This window comes from Haloimpatiens massiliensis, assembly GCF_900184255.1.
Lineage (GTDB): Bacteria > Bacillota > Clostridia > Clostridiales > Clostridiaceae > Haloimpatiens > Haloimpatiens massiliensis.
Genome location: NZ_LT854640.1, coordinates 2,092,766 through 2,112,768, shown reverse-complemented (window position 1 = coordinate 2,112,768; position 20,003 = coordinate 2,092,766). Strand labels below are relative to the sequence as shown.

22 protein-coding genes and 1 riboswitch are annotated in these 20,003 nt (G+C 29.7%); of the genes, 21 read left to right on the top strand and 1 reads right to left on the bottom strand.

All coding sequences use genetic code 11. From position 1 onward, the window contains the following. Positions 1-7: 7 nt before the first annotated feature. The 5 genes from C1715_RS18055 to C1715_RS19195 all read left to right on the top strand — a co-directional run bounded on the left by C1715_RS18055 (position 8) and on the right by C1715_RS19195 (position 2,808). Positions 8-1,276, top strand: a complete 1,269-nt coding sequence (locus C1715_RS18055) for a M16 family metallopeptidase (protein ID WP_102401729.1) — start codon at positions 8-10, stop codon at positions 1,274-1,276. A gap of 16 nt (positions 1,277-1,292) precedes the next feature. Beyond that, positions 1,293-1,844 carry a hypothetical protein gene (locus C1715_RS18050; RefSeq protein ID WP_102401728.1) on the top strand — a complete coding sequence of 184 codons (552 nt, stop codon included), beginning with the start codon at positions 1,293-1,295 and terminating at the stop codon, positions 1,842-1,844. 246 nt (positions 1,845-2,090) lie between these two features. Continuing rightward, positions 2,091-2,264 (top strand): hypothetical protein, encoded by a 174-nt coding sequence (locus C1715_RS19580; protein WP_180964138.1) that lies wholly within the window; start codon positions 2,091-2,093, stop codon positions 2,262-2,264. Between the two features lie 85 nt (positions 2,265-2,349). Beyond that, complete coding sequence (locus C1715_RS19575) at positions 2,350-2,523, top strand: hypothetical protein (RefSeq protein WP_180964138.1); 174 nt, start codon at positions 2,350-2,352, stop codon at positions 2,521-2,523. 111 nt (positions 2,524-2,634) lie between these two features. Further along, positions 2,635-2,808 carry a hypothetical protein gene (locus C1715_RS19195; protein ID WP_180964137.1) on the top strand — a complete coding sequence of 58 codons (174 nt, stop codon included), beginning with the start codon at positions 2,635-2,637 and terminating at the stop codon, positions 2,806-2,808. A 216-nt stretch (positions 2,809-3,024) separates the two neighbouring features. Here C1715_RS19195 and C1715_RS18045 read toward each other — a convergent pair whose 3' ends face one another. After that, positions 3,025-4,413, bottom strand: coding sequence for an IS4 family transposase (locus C1715_RS18045; protein WP_102398663.1), 1,389 nt, complete (start codon positions 4,411-4,413; stop codon positions 3,025-3,027). A gap of 230 nt (positions 4,414-4,643) precedes the next feature. Here C1715_RS18045 and C1715_RS18040 point away from each other — a divergent pair, with 230 nt between their 5' ends. The 16 genes from C1715_RS18040 to C1715_RS17970 all read left to right on the top strand — a co-directional run bounded on the left by C1715_RS18040 (position 4,644) and on the right by C1715_RS17970 (position 20,001). Continuing rightward, positions 4,644-4,874: a hypothetical protein gene (locus C1715_RS18040; RefSeq protein ID WP_102401727.1), complete on the top strand. Its 231-nt coding sequence runs from the start codon at positions 4,644-4,646 to the stop codon at positions 4,872-4,874. Between the two features lie 176 nt (positions 4,875-5,050). Further along, positions 5,051-5,284 carry a hypothetical protein gene (locus C1715_RS18035; RefSeq protein WP_102401726.1) on the top strand — a complete coding sequence of 78 codons (234 nt, stop codon included), beginning with the start codon at positions 5,051-5,053 and terminating at the stop codon, positions 5,282-5,284. 329 nt (positions 5,285-5,613) lie between these two features. Then, entirely contained in the window at positions 5,614-6,138 is a 525-nt protein-coding gene (locus tag C1715_RS18030; protein WP_102401725.1) for an FmdE family protein, read from the top strand. A gap of 107 nt (positions 6,139-6,245) precedes the next feature. Beyond that, the gene (locus C1715_RS18025) at positions 6,246-7,865 is read left to right on the top strand and encodes an ABC transporter substrate-binding protein (RefSeq protein WP_180964136.1); all 1,620 of its coding nucleotides are present in this window, start codon (positions 6,246-6,248) and stop codon (positions 7,863-7,865) included. A 92-nt stretch (positions 7,866-7,957) separates the two neighbouring features. Further along, the gene (locus C1715_RS18020) at positions 7,958-8,938 is read left to right on the top strand and encodes an ABC transporter permease (RefSeq protein ID WP_102401724.1); all 981 of its coding nucleotides are present in this window, start codon (positions 7,958-7,960) and stop codon (positions 8,936-8,938) included. 135 nt (positions 8,939-9,073) lie between these two features. Further along, a complete protein-coding gene (locus C1715_RS18015) occupies positions 9,074-9,976 on the top strand; it encodes an ABC transporter permease (RefSeq protein ID WP_102401723.1) in 903 nt (300 codons plus the stop codon). Positions 9,977-9,989: 13 nt separating this feature from the next. Then, positions 9,990-11,678, top strand: coding sequence for an ABC transporter ATP-binding protein (locus C1715_RS18010; RefSeq protein ID WP_102401722.1), 1,689 nt, complete (start codon positions 9,990-9,992; stop codon positions 11,676-11,678). Positions 11,679-11,726: 48 nt separating this feature from the next. Then, on the top strand, positions 11,727-11,852 hold the full coding sequence (locus C1715_RS20140) for a hypothetical protein (RefSeq protein ID WP_278320128.1): 126 nt from the start codon (positions 11,727-11,729) through the stop codon (positions 11,850-11,852). 332 nt (positions 11,853-12,184) lie between these two features. After that, entirely contained in the window at positions 12,185-13,735 is a 1,551-nt protein-coding gene (gene abc-f / locus C1715_RS18005; RefSeq protein WP_102401721.1) for a ribosomal protection-like ABC-F family protein, read from the top strand. Positions 13,736-13,915: 180 nt separating this feature from the next. After that, positions 13,916-14,452, top strand: coding sequence for an RNA polymerase sigma factor (locus tag C1715_RS18000; RefSeq protein WP_102401720.1), 537 nt, complete (start codon positions 13,916-13,918; stop codon positions 14,450-14,452). 11 nt (positions 14,453-14,463) lie between these two features. Further along, complete coding sequence (locus tag C1715_RS17995) at positions 14,464-14,751, top strand: hypothetical protein (protein ID WP_146005411.1); 288 nt, start codon at positions 14,464-14,466, stop codon at positions 14,749-14,751. Next, positions 14,732-15,595 (top strand): ABC transporter ATP-binding protein, encoded by an 864-nt coding sequence (locus C1715_RS17990; RefSeq protein WP_102401718.1) that lies wholly within the window; start codon positions 14,732-14,734, stop codon positions 15,593-15,595. The genes C1715_RS17995 and C1715_RS17990 overlap by 20 nt, the downstream gene beginning before the upstream one ends. A 3-nt stretch (positions 15,596-15,598) precedes the next feature. Further along, entirely contained in the window at positions 15,599-16,768 is a 1,170-nt protein-coding gene (locus C1715_RS17985; protein WP_102401717.1) for an ABC transporter permease, read from the top strand. Continuing rightward, positions 16,752-17,405, top strand: coding sequence for a hypothetical protein (locus C1715_RS17980; RefSeq protein WP_102401716.1), 654 nt, complete (start codon positions 16,752-16,754; stop codon positions 17,403-17,405). The genes C1715_RS17985 and C1715_RS17980 overlap by 17 nt, the downstream gene beginning before the upstream one ends. A 144-nt stretch (positions 17,406-17,549) precedes the next feature. Then, positions 17,550-17,610: riboswitch (Fluoride riboswitch) on the top strand. A gap of 115 nt (positions 17,611-17,725) precedes the next feature. Next, positions 17,726-18,952: a cation:proton antiporter gene (locus C1715_RS17975; RefSeq protein ID WP_102401715.1), complete on the top strand. Its 1,227-nt coding sequence runs from the start codon at positions 17,726-17,728 to the stop codon at positions 18,950-18,952. 338 nt (positions 18,953-19,290) lie between these two features. After that, entirely contained in the window at positions 19,291-20,001 is a 711-nt protein-coding gene (locus tag C1715_RS17970) for an ABC transporter ATP-binding protein (protein ID WP_102401714.1), read from the top strand. Positions 20,002-20,003: the final 2 nt, after the last annotated feature.

Genomic DNA, 20,003 nt, shown 5'->3' with positions numbered 1-20,003 from the left:
ATAATATATGTATGAAGTATTATCATTTTATTTGAGCAATGGATTAAAAGTTATAGTTCATAAAATATCTAAAATTAAAACAATGTCTTGTGGCATATGGGTAAAGCAAGGAAGTAAGCATGAGGATAACGATATTAATGGTTTTTCTCATTTAATAGAACATTTATTAGTTAGTTCAGTAAACACAGAAAATAAAGCTTATAAAGATATAATTGATAAATTATCTCTATACGGAGTGCAATATAATGCGACTACTACTAAAGAATATACAAATTATACTTTTACTGGATTAAATAATATGTTGGATTTAAGTTTAGATGCATTAGCTAATATAGTTATGTTAAATAAAAATATAACTAAAGAAAAGCTTGAAATCGAAAAGAATATAGTAGGGCAAGAGTTAATATCTTTTTATTCTTCATTTAATCAAATTGTGGAAAGAACTAGTCAAGCTTTATGGGGAAATCTGGATATAGGTAGGATTATAGTTGGAAATATGAAGAATATTGAAAAATGCAATATGGAGAATATAAGGGAGATAATTGATTTTTCATATACACCAGAGAATTCTGTTTTGGTAATAATCGGAGATATAGAATATGAAGACGTCTTAAATATGGTAAATGAAAAATTTTCAATGTGGCAAGATGTAAAGACTCGGGAATATAAAGAAATAGTAAGTTCATTACCAGGTATATATATAAATAATGAGAATAAAGGAAGTACGTCTGTTTTATCTGTAGGTTTTAGATTGAACTCTGAGTTTATTAAAAAAAACATTCCAGTTGAGATTATATCTACTATATTAGGACATCCAAGTCTAGATTCAAGAATTATGAAAAAGATAAGAGTGGAATGTGGATTAGCATATGAGTTGAGTTCGTTTATATCTAAATATAGCACTAAGGGAAGCTTGGCATTTACAGCTATAACATCCAATGGAAACGTAGAAAAAACTATAAAATTATTAATTGAGGAAATAAAAAAAGCAAAAAATAATTTTTTCACTGAAAATGAAATAAAAAAAGCAAAAAACATATTGGAAACAGAAGCTATATTAAAAATGAATGATTTAACAAAACATCTTAAATTTTTAGGTAACTCAGCAATTAATAATGAAATATTTTCATTAGAAAATGAGGTTAGAAAGATACAAAATTGTACTAATGAAATGATAATGTCAGCTTTAAATGATATTTTTATTAATGAAAATATGGGGTTAGCAGCTATCGGAAGTTTTGATGCTGATAAAATTATTGGATTAATTAATATTTAAATTAGGGGGGCTATCTATGGAAAATTTAGAAGAGATACTTGATGATGATTTAATTAACGAAAACAACTACAGTTCAAGTAATTCAAGTAATTCTTATGAAATTAATACAAAGATAATATTAGAATTACTAAATAAACCTTGTTCTGAACGAATGTTAAGTTTCAATACAGATATTCCTATGCATTTAATTCAATTAAATGTGGATAGATTAATAAAAAAACAAATTATAGGAATCAAAGAAACAAGAATTAACGATGGAAAATTAGAAAATATATATGAATTGAAATCTAAAGATATTAAATTTTTAGCCAACAATGCCAATTCCTTAATAATATCTACTAATAATATTTGCAAGATAGTAAAAGATATTATTACCAATATTGCTACAGAAGGGGATAAGCCAAGTAGCGTTAAAGCTGTTTTTATAAAGGTTAATCCTAGCAGAATGACAGAATTTAAAGAAGATTTGAATAAACTAGTTGAAAAATATGAAAAACTGGAAGATTTAAACGAAAAAGAAGTTTATGGGTTTCTGCATGTTTTAGGACCATATAATAATGAAAAATAACTATATTTCATAAAAAGTCCTATGACATATATAATAAAAAAATATAGANTTGACGTTGGTACATAGAGGTTTCCTCCTTATTGTTTTTATATTATGTGTGGTAATATAGTATAATTCGACAAAAATGTGAGGAAATCCTATGATATATATTTGAGTGATTAAAAAAAAATAGCCCTACGGGGCTAGTGATATCAAGGCCTTAGAGTTATGCTCAAGGCTAATATAGATTTAAAAGGAGGTGAAAATATGGACAAGAAAGAAGTGAAGATTTCATCAAAAGACATTCAAGTTATTAATGGTAAAGTTATAATACAATCTGATAAATTAGCATCTGAAGTAGAAGGCATGAATATAGTTGGAGATTGTATAAATGGAGAAGAAGGATTAAATGCAGATTCAATTACACTTACTCATAGCTAAATAAGTTAGTTGTATTAATTTGTGCTTAATTAAATCATTGCAAAAAAGATGTAATAAAAATATAGATTTAAAAGGAGGTGAAAATATGGACAAGAAAGAAGTGAAGATTTCATCAAAAGACATTCAAGTTATTAATGGTAAAGTTATAATACAATCTGATAAATTAGCGTCTGAAGTAGAAGGCATGAATATAGTTGGAGATTGTATAAATGGAGAAGAAGGATTAAATGCGGATTCAATTACACTTACTCATAGCTAATTTGTAATAATTTGTATTTGGATTAATAAATTTAATAATGCTAATAAATTTAAAAATATAAAGAAATCTAATAATTAAGTGAAAAATTTAGATTTCAAAGGAAGTGAAAATGTGGACAAGAAAGAAGTAAAGGTTTCATCAAAAGATATTCAAGTTATTAATGGTAAAGTTATAATACAATCTGATAAATTAGCATCTGAAGTAGAAGGTATGAACATAGTTGGAGATTGTATAAATGGAGAAGAAGGATTAAATGCTAATTCAGTTACACTTACTCATAGTTAAATAACTTGTCTTAGGCACATTCAAAGAAATAACAAGTCAGTATGCTAGTCTATTTTGGGTCATACTGCGTCAGTAGAACCCGACGATAGTACTACCAAAGGCGGAAACTGTTTCATTGTCTGAAAAAAATATACTAGCATCTTTGACTTGTTATTTTTTTCATGTATCTTAATTAATATTTTTAAATTTGAAAGAGATTTGTTGATATTTACTAACTCAACTTTCGCAGGACAAAAAGACTAACTTCTCCTTGATATAACAAGGTAAAGCAGCAATAAAACTATCTATTATTGAGTCAATAATGTCTTTTGAAAGAAGAAGTTTTTCAGTTAATACATTTTTTAAAATATCTATAATAAGATTCATTACTTCACAAAACTTAACATCTTGAAGTTCATCACAACATTGATAAAAAAATCCACCGATAGTTCTGACATCATTATTCTTACGACTTTCTAAAGTAAGCATAATATACCTAGTAAAAACTATAGAAGTATGTGAAACCATGGAATCATAAGAACGCCCTTGAAACTCTTTAGCGAGTTTTAGAAAGGACTTGTTCATTTTAAAGAAAACCTCTATATCCCAACGTTTTCCATAAATTCTTACTATCTCGTTATCATCTAAGGATATATTGGTTGAAATTAAAGCAAGCCATTTTCTACTTCTGTTTCTGTCCCTTACAAATACAATTTTTGCTTTTACTTCATTACCATTTTTGTCAGAGCCAATACCTACAATAGCAGAAGAGAGAATTTTGGCCTTACCACGCCTTTTTCTTAAAGCAGCGTAAAGATCTTTAAGGTTCAATAATTTACCATTGTAATTGTAGTAAACCCTTGGCATTGCTTTAACCATGGCAATAGTATTAAGTTTGAGTTCTAAAATCTGTATAAGAGTTTTTGGGTACGTAAACCAGCTGTCAAAAAGAACATATGAAGCAGGAATAGCATATTTTGAAACTTGTTTAAGTAAACTAATCATAACTTCGGGTGACTTTAAAATAGCCTCCTTACGGAGTTTAGATCCATTAGTTCTTTTATCAATATTGTGATTTTCTGAGCAAAGTCTGTTTTTCTCCTTTTCGGAAGAAAGTAGAGTGAACGCAAGTGGTAAAAAAGTGTTGCCATCTGACCAGCCAAGAGTAAGAAGGCGAAAGCCCTTGATATATTTATGATCAACATGATCACGAACTCTTGCAAGAAGTTCAACAGATTTACTTCTAGATCTACTGTATAAAGAATCATCAACTACAAGTACATTAACTCTATCTTCAGAAGTAAGAGGCACAATAATGTTTTTTATGATTGATGAAGAAAGTAAAAACAGAAATTTTCTCCAATTGAAGTTTGGTGAGTTAAGGAATCTATATATAGTATCCTTTGAAAATTGATTATTTTTTCCAAATTCCAAGTTTCTAAATAAGTTTTTTCCAGTAAAAACAAGCATAAAGATATATTTAAATATTTTTATACAGGAAAATCCTTTTTCTTTAGAAAAATTACATTGTTTAAGTATGTATCCAATTTTGTTATCCTTAAAAAATCTATTTATAGTAAAATTAAGTTGTTTATCAGTAGTATCATTTGATATAATAGTATTCATAAGAAACATTCCTTTCCTTGGTGTGATGTTTGTCATGATTCTATTATACCAAAAGGAATGTTTCTTTGCTTTATATGTTTATTTTAAAGGCTTCCGCCTTAAATTTTATGTGCGAAAGTTGAGTTACTAAAAATTAGTTGAGGTCAACAAATCTTTTTTATTCATTTGTTTTTGGAATACCCTAATTTTATATTTGAGATTAGAAGGAAGTACATAGTTAAAAGACATGATTGAATGGAGAAATAGTATCTATAGATGGTAAAACATTAAGAGGAGAATCTTGTAATAGTTCAAATGAAATTACAGTAATTGAATTATTAGAATTAAAAGATACCATTGTTACAACTCTTCATGACAATGTTGAATTATTTTTTGATTGTATATTAAGAGGTGGTATTATAGAGGTAGAAGTAGAAAAGCTTACTACTCATAATAAAAATCATGGGAGAATTAAAACATAAAAATATTCTTTAGTTAATAATATTACGTGAATATATTTTTATATTGGAGTAAATGCAATATAAAGATGCGTTTGCCCTGATAAAAGGGGTATGCTTATAAGACAAATTGCAAAGATATTAATATAATATGCAGTTAATGATTTTATGTAAAGTGTTTACAGGGAGGTATTGAAGGGATGTTTGGATGGAATTTAAAGGATAAAATTATGATGGCGAGTTTTGTTATATTATTTTTTACAGTATGTGGTGGTGCGGTTGGAGGGCCACTTTTGTTGGGGATAGGTTGTGTGGTTCTTTTAGTATTCTTAATATGTAGTATTTTTAAATATCTACAATTAATTTTAAACGAGGTTAAGGAGTGCAGAAAATATTTAGAAAGTAAGATGAAAGTTGAAAATACTCAAGAATAAGCAATAGAAAAAAATAGTATATTATTAAATAAATATTGAAAAAATTCTGGCATATGCTATAATAGTATTGTTAATAAATGAACAAGCATATCTACACGAAGTAGAATGTTATTATAAATGAAAAGATACCACGAAGGTAGAACTTAGTTTGGGGATAGTTCTACCTTTTTTTGTGCAAAAAAAAGATTTTTATATGTTAATTATAGATTATATAGTTAGAGGTTTTAATTATAGTATGTAAGGTTTTTATAAATAAAGTTTTACATGAATGTTAATTATTAAGTAACTTAAAAATATAATAAAAAATGTGTTTAGGAGGAATTAAAATTATGGATAAGAAATTATGGGAAAAATCAGTGGAATTTCATGGACATCAATGCCCTGGATTAGCTATAGGATATAAAGCCAGTGAGGCAGCCATGAAAAAATTAGGAGTAAATTTTTCAAAGGATGAAGAAATTGTATGTGTTACGGAAAATGATGCTTGTGGGGTAGATGCGGTACAAGTTATTACAGGTTGTAGTATGGGAAAAGGAAATTTAATATACAGAGGTACTGGTAAAATGGCATTTAGCTTTTTTAATAGAAAAACTGGAGAAAGTATAAGAATGGTCCTAAAACCATTTAAAGGAGAAATGGACAGAGAGCAGAGAATGAACTACATATTAGAGGCTAATGTAGATGATATATTTGACTTTAAAAAGCCAAACTTTCAGTTGCCAAGTAAGGCTAGATTATTTAGCAATATAGTATGTGAAAAATGTGGAGAATCAGCACCAGAACATAAAATAAGGATTATGAATGGACAAAGGGTGTGCCTAGATTGTTTTGAGGATTATAATAGAGGATTTTAACAATAAGTGCTCAAAGAAAATATTATAGTTAATTTCTGATTTAGATTTGTTAAAAATAATTTATGGTGAAAATAAACATATAAATTATTTCAGGAAGGATGTAGGAGATGAATAAAAAGTTAAAAAGCAAGTTAGTGACTTTAGTGTTAGCTGGAACAGTTATCTTTACGGCTGCAGGATGTGGTTCCAATCCAGCCCAAAAGGATAGTGGTTCTGCAAAGAGTACAATAGCCAATGGAGATAAAGTTCAAGGAAAGAAAGAAGCAGAAGTAATAAAGCTTGAAGGAGGAGATTGGGGAGCACCTAATCCATACAAGCATTATCAAAGGGGACCAGGTTCTTTTAAAATGAGGTTAGTGTTTGATGGTCTTATTGAAAAGGACGAAGAAGGTATAATACCATGGCTTGCTGAGAGTTGGAAGGTAAACAAGGAAGGGAAAGAATATATATTTAAAATAAGGAAAGGAGTAAAGTGGCAGGATGGAAAGGAATTAACTCCAGAAGATGTTAAGTTTTCCTTTGAATATTTTGAGAAAAATCCGCCAGTAAGTTATTCTTTAGGTGGTGGAAAAGGAAAGGAAAAAGGGAAAGGAATAAACATAATAAAGAGTATAGATATAATAGATGAGGATAGTGTAAAAATACTTGTGAACAAGCCTAATGTAACTCTATTAGAAAAATTAGGTGACGTAAGAATAATACCAAAACATATATGGGAAAATGTTAAAGATCCAAAGAATTTTAATGACAAGGAAGCATTTATAGGATGTGGACCTTACATATGTGAAGAATACAACAAGGAAGCAGGTTCATATAAATTTAAAGCATTTAAAGATTACTGGAGGGGGGAAGCGGTTGTAAAAGAGATTCAATTTGTTCCTGTAAGCGACCCAGTGCTAGCCTTTGAAAAAGGTGACATAGACATGTTTTCACCATCAGCAGATGTAGTAAAGAGATACGAGAATAAGAAAGAATATAAAATATTTAAGGCACCCGCTTTCTGGGGATACAAGCTATCTTTAAATATGGAAAAATGCCCTGAACTAAAAGAAAAAGAAGTTAGACAATCTATGAACTATTCTATAGATAGGAAAGAATTGATTCAGAAAGTTGCTAGGGGAGCAGCGGTACCTGCCAGTGCAGGATATTTGCCACAGGACCATATATGGTATAACAAAAATGTTAAAAACTATGAATTTAATACAAATAAAGCAAAAAAACTTTTAAAAGATAAAAAACTATCTTTTGAACTATTAATAGGAAATTCAAAACCTGAGGTGAGAATAGCTGAACTTATGAAAATAAGTATGGAAAAAGCCGGAATAGAACTAAAAGTTAAAAGTGTAGATGGTAAAACAAGAGATGCAGCAGTTAAAAAAGGTGACTATCAATTATGTCTTATAGGTTACGGTGGCTGGGGAAGCGATGCAGACCAACTTAGAGTAATGTTCGCTTCAGGAAGAACCACAACTTTTTCAGGTATACCAGGATATTCAAACAAAGAAGTAAATGAGCTATGTGAAAAGCAAGCAGTGCAATTTGATGAAAAGGAAAGAAAAGAAACTGTATTCAAATTACAAGAATTAATAAGCGAAGAAGTACCAGTTATACCAATATACAATACTACAGGCTATACTGTATACAGACCGGAAAAATATGATGGTTGGATGTGTATATTTGATCACCATTGTCTAAGTCACTGTAAATTATCCTACTTAAAGAGATAGAATTGGTGCCAGGCACCTACCGACTTTTGTCGAAATAATAACTAAATGGTGTCAGGCACCTACCGATATTTGTAGGAAAGAGTGGGATTTATATGTGTAAAAAGTACTGCAATAAAAAAATAATGGGGTATATATTAACATTCTTTTGTGTGTTGACTTTTAATTTTATGATCCCTAGGCTTATGCCTGGGGACCCATTCACTTTTTTGTCTTCAGATGAAGGGGATGTAACGATAACTTACACTGAGGAGCAAATAGAGAAATATAAGGCGTACTATGGATTGGATAAACCTTTGCCAGAGCAATATATTAAATATATTAAGGACACTTTTAAAGGAAACTTAGGATACAGCATTTATTATAATGACCAGGTTTTAAATATAATAAAAAGCAGAATAGGTTGGACTGTAGGATTAGTTTTAATTTCTACGTTTTTGAGTGCAGTTATTGGATGTGTGCTAGGATGTATATCTGCTTGGTATAAAACCAAAAGAGGAGATGGAATTCTCTATTTTATTATGCTGGGATTTTCAGAAATACCGCCTTTTTTGGTGGGAACTTTTTTCCTTTTTATATTAGCAGCTAAATACGGTCTATTTCCTTTAGCAGGAGCAACAGAAAGTTTTGCAAAGTATCCAAATAAATATGCCCAAATGAAGGATATAGTTCATCACGGATTTTTGCCAGTATTAACCTTAACTCTTTCAAACTTAGGTGGATTTTATTTACTATCTAGAAATTCTACCATATCAGTGCTTTCGAAGGATTATATACAAACGGCAAAAGGTAAAGGGCTTAGGAAAAGAACTATAGTGTTCAGACATGCTCTTAGAAATGCGATTTTCCCTATAATAACCAGAATATTTCTAAGTCTTGGGGCAATGATAGGAGGAGCTATTCTTGTGGAAAATGTATTTCAATATCCAGGTGTAGGAAAGCTTATGAAAGAGGCGGTTTTTGTAAGGGATTATCCATTAATTCAGGGAATATTTATACTGGTTACCTTATTGGTACTTATAAGCAATTTTCTTTCAGATATAGTTTGCAAAAAGTTAGACCCTAGAATGAATTAGAAATTTAAAGCTTAAAGCTTAAACTTTAAAGCTATAAAATATTTTTAGCTTTAGATGAAAATAAATAATATTTAAATTTTTATATTTAAACTTTAATATTTGTATAAAGCAGAGATTAGGGATTAGGTGAATAGCATGGAGATTAATAAATTATCTATAGTAAAAAGAAGGTGTATAGATATAAAAAGAAAATACATAGGCACAAGTAGAAAAACTGTAGGAAGAAAAGAAAATAGAAGGCTTAATCTGTCTCTTTCGGGAAAAATATCTTTAGGAATACTTATTTTATTATTAATCATTGGTATATTTGCACCTGTTTTAAGTAAATATCCCTATAATATCCCATCAGGGTCAGCACTTGAAGCACCATCAAAGGTACATATTTTGGGAACAGATGATTTGGGAATAGACTTATGGGCTCAAATATGTATTGGAACAAGAATAAGTATTATAGTTGGTTTTGGAACGGCACTATTGGCAGGAGTCGGTGGTGGAATAATAGGAATTATATGCGGATATTATGGTGGCATAGTTGACAGAGTGCTTATGAGAATAACAGATATTATGATAATTCTTCCTGATCTTCCTTTAATGATAATAATAGGGGCATTTTTTGGTCCAAGCATATTCAACATTATTATAGTGCTTAGTTTATTTTCATGGACAACTCCCGCAAGGATAGTACGAGCTAAAGTTATGTCTGTAACTAAAGAAGACTATATAATTGCGGCTAAAAGTTATGGGGGAGGATTTTTTCACATAACTAAAAAGCACATATTGAAAGATATATTTCCAGTGCTTATGGTTAGCATAATAAAATTAGTAAATAAGGCCATTATAGCAGAGGCTTCTCTTTCATTTCTAGGACTGGGAGATCCTAGCTCAAAAAGCTGGGGAATAATACTTAATCATGCCATGGGATTTCAAGGTATATATTTCACTGAATATTGGAAATGGTGGATAGTAAGTCCTTTAGTGGCTATAACAATTACAGTTATGAGCATAGCTTTTTTAGGCAGAGAAATAGAAAAAATTTAAGGTGGGGTTTTTTATGGAAAATATTTTAGAGGTAAAAGATTTATTTGTCACATATCATGGAGGCGTAGAAGCGGTTTCTAAGGTTAGTTTCCAGGTAAAAAAAGGTGAGACTTTGGGGATAATAGGTGAATCTGGTAGTGGCAAAAGTTCTATTGCTTTAGCTGTAATGGGGCTTTTAACGGATAAGGCAGATACTAAAGGTGAAATCTTATATGAAGGCACGGACCTAAATTCATTAAAGGATAGGGAACTTAATTTTTATAGATGGAATAAAGTATCTATGGTATTTCAAAATAGTTTAGATATATTAAATCCTGTTTTAGATATAAATACCCAAATTGCAGAGAGTATTATAGAACACCAAAATATAAGTAAATTAGAAGCCTATAGAAAGTCAGAGGAATTATTAAAAATGGTAGGTCTTCAACCTCATTGTGGGAAGAAGTATCCTCATATGCTATCAGGGGGAATGCGCCAAAGAGTGCTTATAGCTATGGCTCTTGCTTGTGATCCGGAACTTTTATTAGTAGACGAGCCAACCACAGCGTTAGATCCTGTAAGTAAAAATGAAATAGTTAATTTAATAGGGGAGCTTCAAAAGGAAAATGGATTTTCTATGATAGTAATATCTCATGATTTATCTGTAATCAATACCTTGTGTAGTAAAATAGAGGTTTTGTATAGAGGTAATGTGTTAGAAGAGGGAATAGCTAAAGAAATATTAGAGGAACCTGCTCATACCTATACTAGAGGACTTATATATTCTTCTTTAGAGCTAAATGTATATCAAGATTTATGGGGCATAAGAGGAGTTTGTGAAGAAGGAAAAGGTTCAGCATGTGTATTTTACAGTAGATGTAATCAGAGGAAAGAGCAGTGTTCTAGCTGCAGACCTATTCTAAAAAGTATAGGTGAAAATAGAAAAGTAGCTTGTAATAGAGGGGGAATAATAACTTTATTGGAAGCTAAAAATGTGAAGAAAACGTACATTCATAAAGATAATCCTGTAGAAGCTTGCAAAGGTTGTAGCGTTAAGATAAGAAGTGGAGAAATAGTTAGCTTAATAGGTCAGTCGGGTTCAGGTAAAACTACTTTTGGTAAGATACTGTGCGGACTTTTGAAAGGTGATTCAGGAAGTGTAGAATTTGAAGGAGAAGAAGTTAAGGAAAATAATGTAACTTGCAAGAAAAAAGGAATACAAATGGTATTTCAAGACCCGCTGTCTTCAACTAATGGAAAATTAACAGTAGAAGAAGTGATAAGGGAGCCTTTAGACATATTAAAAGATGGAGATAAGGAATATAGAAAGAGAAAAGTTATGGAGTTATTAGAAGAGGTTCAGCTTCCTAAAGAGGAATATTTTTTAAGTAAGAAATGTAATGAATTAAGCGGTGGTCAAAGGCAAAGAATAGCCATAGCTAGAAGCTTAATACTAGAGCCTAAAGTATTAATAGCAGATGAAATAAGTTCCATGCTAGATCCTTCCACCAAAGCTAATATAACAAGATTATTAAAAGAGCTTCAAAATAGAAAAGGATTTTCCATACTTTATATAACCCATGATTTATATTTAGCTAGAAAAATATCTGACAGAGTACTAGTTATGACAGAGGGAAAAGTAGTGGAGCAGGGTAATGTAGTGAAAGTATTTCAAAGCCCAAGGGAAGAATATACTAAAAATTTAATAGTAAATGCATTTTAAAAGTAATATTGGACATAAAAATCAGGTGTTGGAAATCATATAATGTTTATGATAAAGAGTGAAAGTGATGTTGTAAAATATGATACTAAAAAATGTAAAGAGAACATAATATCTATGATAAAGAATCTTAATACAAAATTTCAAGTTATATACTTAATACGGTTGACTTATTAAAATATGTGCTGTAATATAAAATTAGTAAATTATTATTATTTTAATTATTAAGGGAGTTGAGAGTCTAGAATGTGTAATTGTGAAATTTTTGTAAACCGTTTAGCTTAAATACGGGAGAAGTGCGCCCTTTTTTAGCTAAATTAGGTTAATAAAATTTCACGAGACATATTAAAGACTCTTTTTTGGTACCCTTATTTTTTTATACAAAAATTGGTTTTCTATTTTATTATTTAAAGGGAAAGAGGAATTTTAATAGCCTCTTTCCCTTTTTGCATTTAAAAGTAATAAGGTACATTCAAATAATTTACAATATTTTTTTAGGAGAGATAGAGATGAGTATATTAAGTATTGAAAATTTAAGTTTTGGCTTTGCAGATAAAATTTTATTTAAAGATATATCTTTAAACATTTTAAATGGAGAGCATGCAGGGTTAGTAGGAATTAATGGAGTTGGTAAAAGTACGCTATTTAATATAATAGTTGGTGAACTTATTCCCGACGAAGGAAGAGTGTATAAATCAGCTTCTACTAAAATAGGTTATTTAGATCAACATTCTGAGCTAGAGGATGGTAAAACCATAAGAGAAGTACTTAAGGAAGCCTTTATTGAATTATATGCTATGGAAACAAAAATGCTTAAGGTTGGAGATAAGCTTTCTAGTGCCAGTGAAGGAGAAGTGGAAAAGCTTCTTAAAGAATTTTCTAGGCTTCAAGATGCTTTAAGTGCTAGTGATTTTTATAATATTGATAGTTATATAGAAAATGTAGCTAATGGACTTGGATTATCCCATTTAGGCATGGAAACGCCTGTAGAAAAGTTAAGTGGAGGTCAGCGTACAAAAGTTAAACTTGCAAAGCTGCTTTTAACAAGTTATGATCTTTTGCTTTTGGATGAGCCTACTAATTATCTAGACAAGGAACATGTGGATTGGCTGGCTGGATATTTACAGAACTATGCTAAAAGTTTTGTGGTTATATCCCATGATACTGCATTTATAAACAATATAACTAATGTAATATATCATTTGCAATTTGCAGCTTTAAAGCGTTACCCAGGAAATTATGAAAAGTTTTTAAAGCTCAGTGAAGATGAAACTCAAAGGTATATGCAAGAGTATCAGAAGCAGCAAAAGGAAATTAAAAAACTTCAAGATTATATTGATAAAAATAAAGTTAGGGCTTCCACTAGTAAAATGGCTTTAAGCAGGCAGAAGAAGCTAGATAAGATACAAAGAATTGAAAAACCTAAGACACCACCAAAGCCATATTTTTCATTTTTAGAAGCTAGAAAATCAGGAAAGCTTATATTTGAAAGTAATTCTATGGATATAGGTTATAGATATCCTATAATAAGAAACTTAAATTTAAAGCTTACAAGGGGAGAAAAAGTAGCTATTACAGGCTGTAATGGTATAGGAAAATCGACACTTTTAAAAACTTTAATGGGAGTTATATCTCCTTTGTATGGTGATATAAATTTTGGAGTTCATATTTACCCATCTTATTTTGAGCAGGAAGTGAAGCCTAAAGATATCACTCCTATAGATGAGGTGTGGGATGAATATCCTGAAAAAACGCAAGCGGAAATAAGAGAGGCTCTTGGAAAGTGTGGACTTAAGAGAGACCACATAATGCAAAATATGTGTGCGTTGAGTGGAGGAGAACAGGCTAAGGTAAGGCTTTGCAAGCTTATGATGAAAGAAAGCAACTGGCTTGTGTTAGATGAGCCTACCAATCACTTAGATGTAAGTGCTAAAGAAATTTTAAAAGAAGCACTTATAAATTTTGAAGGAACTGTACTTTTGGTTTGTCACGAAAGAGAATTTTACAAAGATTGGGTAACAGCAGAGTGGAATATGGAAGAGTATTGTTTAGGTGAATAATAGATTAGATTAAATATGTATTGTGCAGTATTAGAGAGTTGACCTTAATAAAAACTTTTAAATAATTAACATTTATGTGTAACCTTATTGAGGTTTATACGAATAAGTAGTGTAAGTATTTTAAATTAGACGTCTATATAAGATATTACGGTCCATTGCAAAAGGCAAAGGGGGGAGAGCATGGAGGAAGATTTGCATCTTATGAGAAAATTCAAAGATGGAGACCTGGAGAGCTTTGAGAAAATTGTTATAAAATACAGAAAATCAGCAGTAGCTTTTTCTCAAAGCTATGTTCATGATTATTATATTGCAGAAGATATTGTGCAGGAAAGCTTTGGATATATCTATGTTTATAAGGAAAAGTACAACGAAAAATATAAATTTAAAACTTATTTATTTACAATAATAAGAAATAAAAGCATTGATTATATTAGAAAAAAATCTACTGTACCTTTATCTGAGATACACAATGATATTTCTAAAGATGATACGGTTGAAAGTATATTAAACCAAGAAAAAAGAAAAATGCTTAAAGATAAAATCTATGAGCTCAAGGATGAATACAGAAATGTAATTTATTTAATAGATTTTGAGGGTTTTAGTTATAAAGAAGCAGCAGAAATTATGGGTAAAAACTTAATGCAGATAAAAATCTTGATTTATAGGGCAAGGAAAAAGTTAAGAGTATCTATAGAAAAAGAGAGGTGTGGGTATTGAAAAATATGTCTATGGAAGATGAAAAATTTTTGCAGGGAGTCTTTGCAAAAGCAAGGTACTTAGAATATTTAAAAGCTGAAGAAGAAGTAGTAAAAGAAAATTCTAGAAGACATAGAATAAAAACCATAAATATGGCTGCAAATTTATCAATGGTTTTAATAATGAGTTTTATTTTAATTAAAGTAACAAATTTTAATATAGCTGTTGAAATTTGTGTGTCTTTAGTTATATTTTCGTTTATTAGTTTTTATGAGTATAGGGAGGAAAGAAGGGCAATATATGAAAATTGTAATAAATAATTTAAAAAAATCCTATGGAAATAAGCAAGTGCTTAAGGGCATTAATTTAGACATTAATGAAGGAATGTTTGGCCTTTTAGGTCCTAATGGAGCAGGTAAAACTACACTAATGAGAATATTAACTACCCTTATACAGAAAACAGAAGGAACTGTAAAAATAAATGATATAGATATAAATAATAAAAAAAATATAAGAAGTATAGTAGGATATCTTCCTCAGGAGTTTTCCATTTATCCTAATATGAATGTATATGAAGCATTAGATTATTTAGCTATTTTATCAGGTATAAACAATAAAAAGTTTAGGAAGGAGAGAATAGAACATCTACTTTATAAAGTTAATCTTCAAAATCACATGAAGACTAAAGTTAAAGCCTTATCAGGTGGGATGAAAAGAAGACTAGGTATTGCACAAGCCATACTTCATGAGCCTGAAGTTCTAATTGTAGACGAACCTACTGCAGGATTAGATCCGGAAGAAAGAATAAGATTTCGTAATCTTTTAAGAGACTTTTCAGAAGATAGAATAGTTATATTATCTACTCACATAGTAGAAGATGTTGAGTTTACCTGCGAAAACTTAGCTATATTAAATGAAGGTAGTATACTATATCAGGGTAAAGTCAAAAATTTACTAGAAAATGCTGAAGGATATGTTTGGATATCAAATATAGCAAGGGAACACTTAGATGAAGTAAGAAATAAATTTCCTATTATATCTACAGTTTCAGAAGGAGATACTATAAAGCTTAAAATAATATCAAAGGAAAAGCCTTTAGAAGATGCAAAGAGTGTTAAACCTTCTATAGAAGATGCTTACATGAAGCTTATGAAGGAGGTGTAATATATGTTTTGGAATTTACTAAAAAAGGAATTTAAATACTTATTTAAAAATATCACCTTTTGTATATTAGTAATAATCATAGGATTTTTCTACTTTAGTGAATTTTCACCTTCAGGTGTTTTAAAAAAATGTTCTAAGCCAATGACACCAGAAGAATATAAAATAAATGGTATGCGTCCCTATTACGGACATAAAAATATAACTGACCACAATAAAGAAATTAAACAGATGTATCTTCAAATGTGGAGAAATTATGAAGAAGGAAGTTTTACTAAGGTAAGAGTGATTTTAAATGTTCAAGAAAAATTAAACCTTAAGGAAAAAAAATATTTAAAAAAAGCTATGGAGGAAATAGCCCCAAAAGAATTCTTAGATAGTGAAGATAGCAGCTTAATAAAGGTATCTTATGATGAATATTTAAAAATAGTTAGGGATTTAGATAAAAAATTAGGAGGAAACACATATTACGGTGACAAGATGAGAAGTCATTTGCTATCAGAAGAAAAGACTTATAAAGAGGCTGTTAATGATTTTGAGGATATAATTTATAAGGATAAAATAACTAATGCTGGTGCCAGATATTTCTCTGACTACATGGGCATTACAGCAGGATTGTTTCCAGTATTCTTAGCGGCATTTATACTTATAAAAGATAGAAGAAGTAGAATGGAAGAGTTAATTTGCAGCAGAAGTGTTTCAAGCGGTGTTTATATAATTTCTAAATATGCAGCTTTATGCCTTGGAATATTATTAATTTATATTTTGTATGCAAGTCATGCAACCTTTGTTTTTAAAAGTTTTGCTAAAGCAAATAATTATTCCATAGATATAATGGCTTTTTATAAATATACTTTATGTTGGATTTTGCCTACAATACTTTTTACAGTAGCTTTAGGTATGCTATTGTCAGTGATTTTTAACAATGGTATAGTGGCTATTTTTGCACAATTTATTTTATGGATATTATCCATAAGAACATTAGGTGGAGATTATGGATTAAGTAAGTTCATCATAAGATTTAATACATTTGGAGAACATTCACAGTATATAAAATTTCAAAATGCCATATGTGTAAATAGAATTTTTTACATTATAGTATCCATTTTATTGATTGTCATTACATCATTTATATGGTCTAGGAAAAGGGGTGCTGTAGGTGAACACATCCACTAAGTGTAAGTTTATAAGCACATATTTTAATATTTCTAAATATAATATTAAGATACTTTTCAATTTAAATGTAATTATTGCTGGGATTATGATTTTGTTAACTCCGATTATATTTAGCCTTAAGCTTTTAGATTATATGAATATAGCTACCATAGGGGAGCAATATCTTTCAATAATAGGTATAATACTTATACCCTATATGATAAATATAGAAAGCAAAACAAATATGGTAGAGATAGTATATTCAAAGCGTACATCTCAGTGGAAAATTATATTAATTAGAACTTTTATAATGATAATTTTTATGTTTTTATGCATATTAGGTATTATGTGTTTGGCAAAAGTTAAAGGAAGTAGTTTCAACCTTTGGAAAGTTACTTTAGGCATATGGATATCTGCTAATTTTTTGGGCATGATAGGATTTACTGTTGTAAATATTACTAATAACTTATCCATGGGATATTTAGTTTCATTTGCATATTACTTTATAGAGTTTTTCACCAAAGGCAAATACACCAAAAAGTTATATCTTTTTAGTTTAACTAGAGGTGGGTTTGAAAAAGGAAAGTATTTAATATTATTAATTACTTTAATAATATTTATATTTAATTTAGCTTTTATAAATAAAAAGATTGATTAAAGAATTAATTACAGATGGGTAAAGTAATTCATAATTAAGTGAGATAGTTATGTTTTAGGAACATAGTATTCTATCTAAATATTGAATAAAATGGTTCACTAATTTCTATTGCACCAATGTAATAGTTATGATATTATGAAATAGTAATTAATAGGCGATGGAGATCCGCCATAACCGCTAGAATGCTGATGACTCCTACACTTTATAAAATTAAGGTGTAGGAGTTTTTATATTTTACTGGCAAATTGAGAAACTATAAATTAAAAGGAGTATGTTATCTTAAAAACAAATTTAAATCAAAATATTAAGGGGGAAAGCAAATGGCTCAGAGTATAGCAATTATAGTATTATTAGGTCTTTTAGTAAATTGGATTTTTGAAAAGATGAAATTGCCGGGATTATTAGGAATGATAATTCTAGGTATACTTATGGGACCACATGTATTTAATATTGTATCTCCAGATTTACTAAATATTTCTGGGGATTTAAGAAAAATAGCTTTGATAGTTATTTTACTTAGAGCAGGGCTGGGCATAACTAAAGAGGAGCTTAGGAAAATAGGGGTTCCAGCAGCTAAACTAAGTTGTATACCTGGAATTTTAGAAGGATTCACCATAGCTTTTGTAGCATGGAAATTATTAAAAATACCATTTATAGAGGCAGGAATGTTAGGATTTATTCTTGCAGCGGTTTCACCAGCGGTGGTGGTTCCACAAATGATAGGTTTTATAGAGAGAAGAAAGGGAATGAAAAAAGGCATTCCAATTCTTATACTGGCAGGAGCTTCCATAGATGACGTATTTGCCATAACCATATTTTCAACCTTTGCAGGATTTTACGGAGGAAAAAGTGTAAATGTAGCTTTAAAGATTTTTAATATACCCCTTTCCATTATACTTGGAATAATTTTAGGAGTAATAACCGGCTTATTTTTATTAAGGTTATTTACAAAAAACAACATTAATGATACTAAAAAAACTCTTATTGTATTGGCATTTTCTATATTGATGGTGTCACTTGAGGCTATTCTTAAAGGCAAAGTGGAGATAGCATCTCTTCTTGGGGTAATGGCATTAGGGTATATAATTAATAATAAGGACGCTAGACTAGGGGATACTTTATCTAGGTGTTTCAGCTTTATATGGATTTTTGCTCAAATTTTATTATTTGTACTAGTTGGGGCAGAGGTAAATATAGCTGTGGCTTTAAAAGCTGGTGCTATAGGAATTTTAATAATTGCACTTGGTCTTGTGGGAAGAAGCATAGGGGTTTGGATTTCACTTATGGGAACGAATTTAACTTTAAAGGAAAAGGTGTTTTGTGTTATAGCTTATACACCTAAGGCTACAGTTCAAGCAGCCATGGGAGCAGTTCCTTTATCCATGGGAGTACCTTCAGGAGATGTGATACTTGCCATAGCAGTTTTATCCATATTGATAACAGCACCTCTAGGAGCCATAGGTATAAAGGCTGCTGGTGAGAGATTTTTAGCCGGAGAAGAAAACATAGAAAATCAAAATGATATGGAAAAAGAAAAGGTAATATAACAAAAGTTACATTATTAGATAAAATTGAATTATATTTGTCTTTCCTTTATTCATTTAATGTAGAACTTAAAAATTATGTGTAAAAGTAGAGTTATTAATATTAAATGTTAATGAAAAAACGGTAATATGTAAAAACATACCGTTTTTTTTTTTTTTTTTGAAAGCCTGTATTTTACAAAAAAGTAATTAATAATATGTTATCATAAAGTAAATAGGATTATTTATTATTACAAATAGTGTTATTAATATATTTCTTAAAGAGAAAATTATGAAAAATAAGGTGTTAGGATTTTAAGTATAATGACATTAATATGCGTAAGTATTAGGGGGTTATTGTTATGAATATGTTAAGATTGGAAAATATATCAAAATTAATATCCAACAAAATTATATTAGACAACATTAATTTATCTGTTGATCAGGGAGAAATATTTGGATTCTTAGGACCCAATGGTGCGGGAAAGACCACTACTATAAAAATCATTACAGGACTAATAAAATCTGATAGAGGAAGAGTATTTATTAATGACATTGATTTATTTAATGAACATGACAAAGCTCTTTCAAATATAGGTGCGATAGTTGAAAATCCATCTTTATATGGTTATCTTTCGGCAATGGATAATTTAAAAATTGTAGCTAGGCTAAGAGGGGTTAAGTTTGAAGAGCTAATTGATATAATTAATATAATTGGTTTAAAAGATAGAATAAATGATAGGGTAAAAACTTATTCTTTAGGAATGAAACAGAGACTTGCTATAGGATGTGCATTGGTTGGAAATCCTAAGTTATTAATACTGGATGAACCTACAAATGGTTTAGATCCTGGAGGAGTTATTGAATTAAGAAATTTTCTTATAAAACTATCATCTGAAAATAAAATCACCATATTTATATCGTCGCATCAACTATCTGAAATACAACATTTGTGTACTAGAGTAGCTTTTATCAATAAAGGGAGAATTCTAGATATAGAAGATATGAACTCTATTTTAGAAGAAGATGTAAATCTTGAAAAAAAATATATGGATTTAATTATGAAAGGATGATA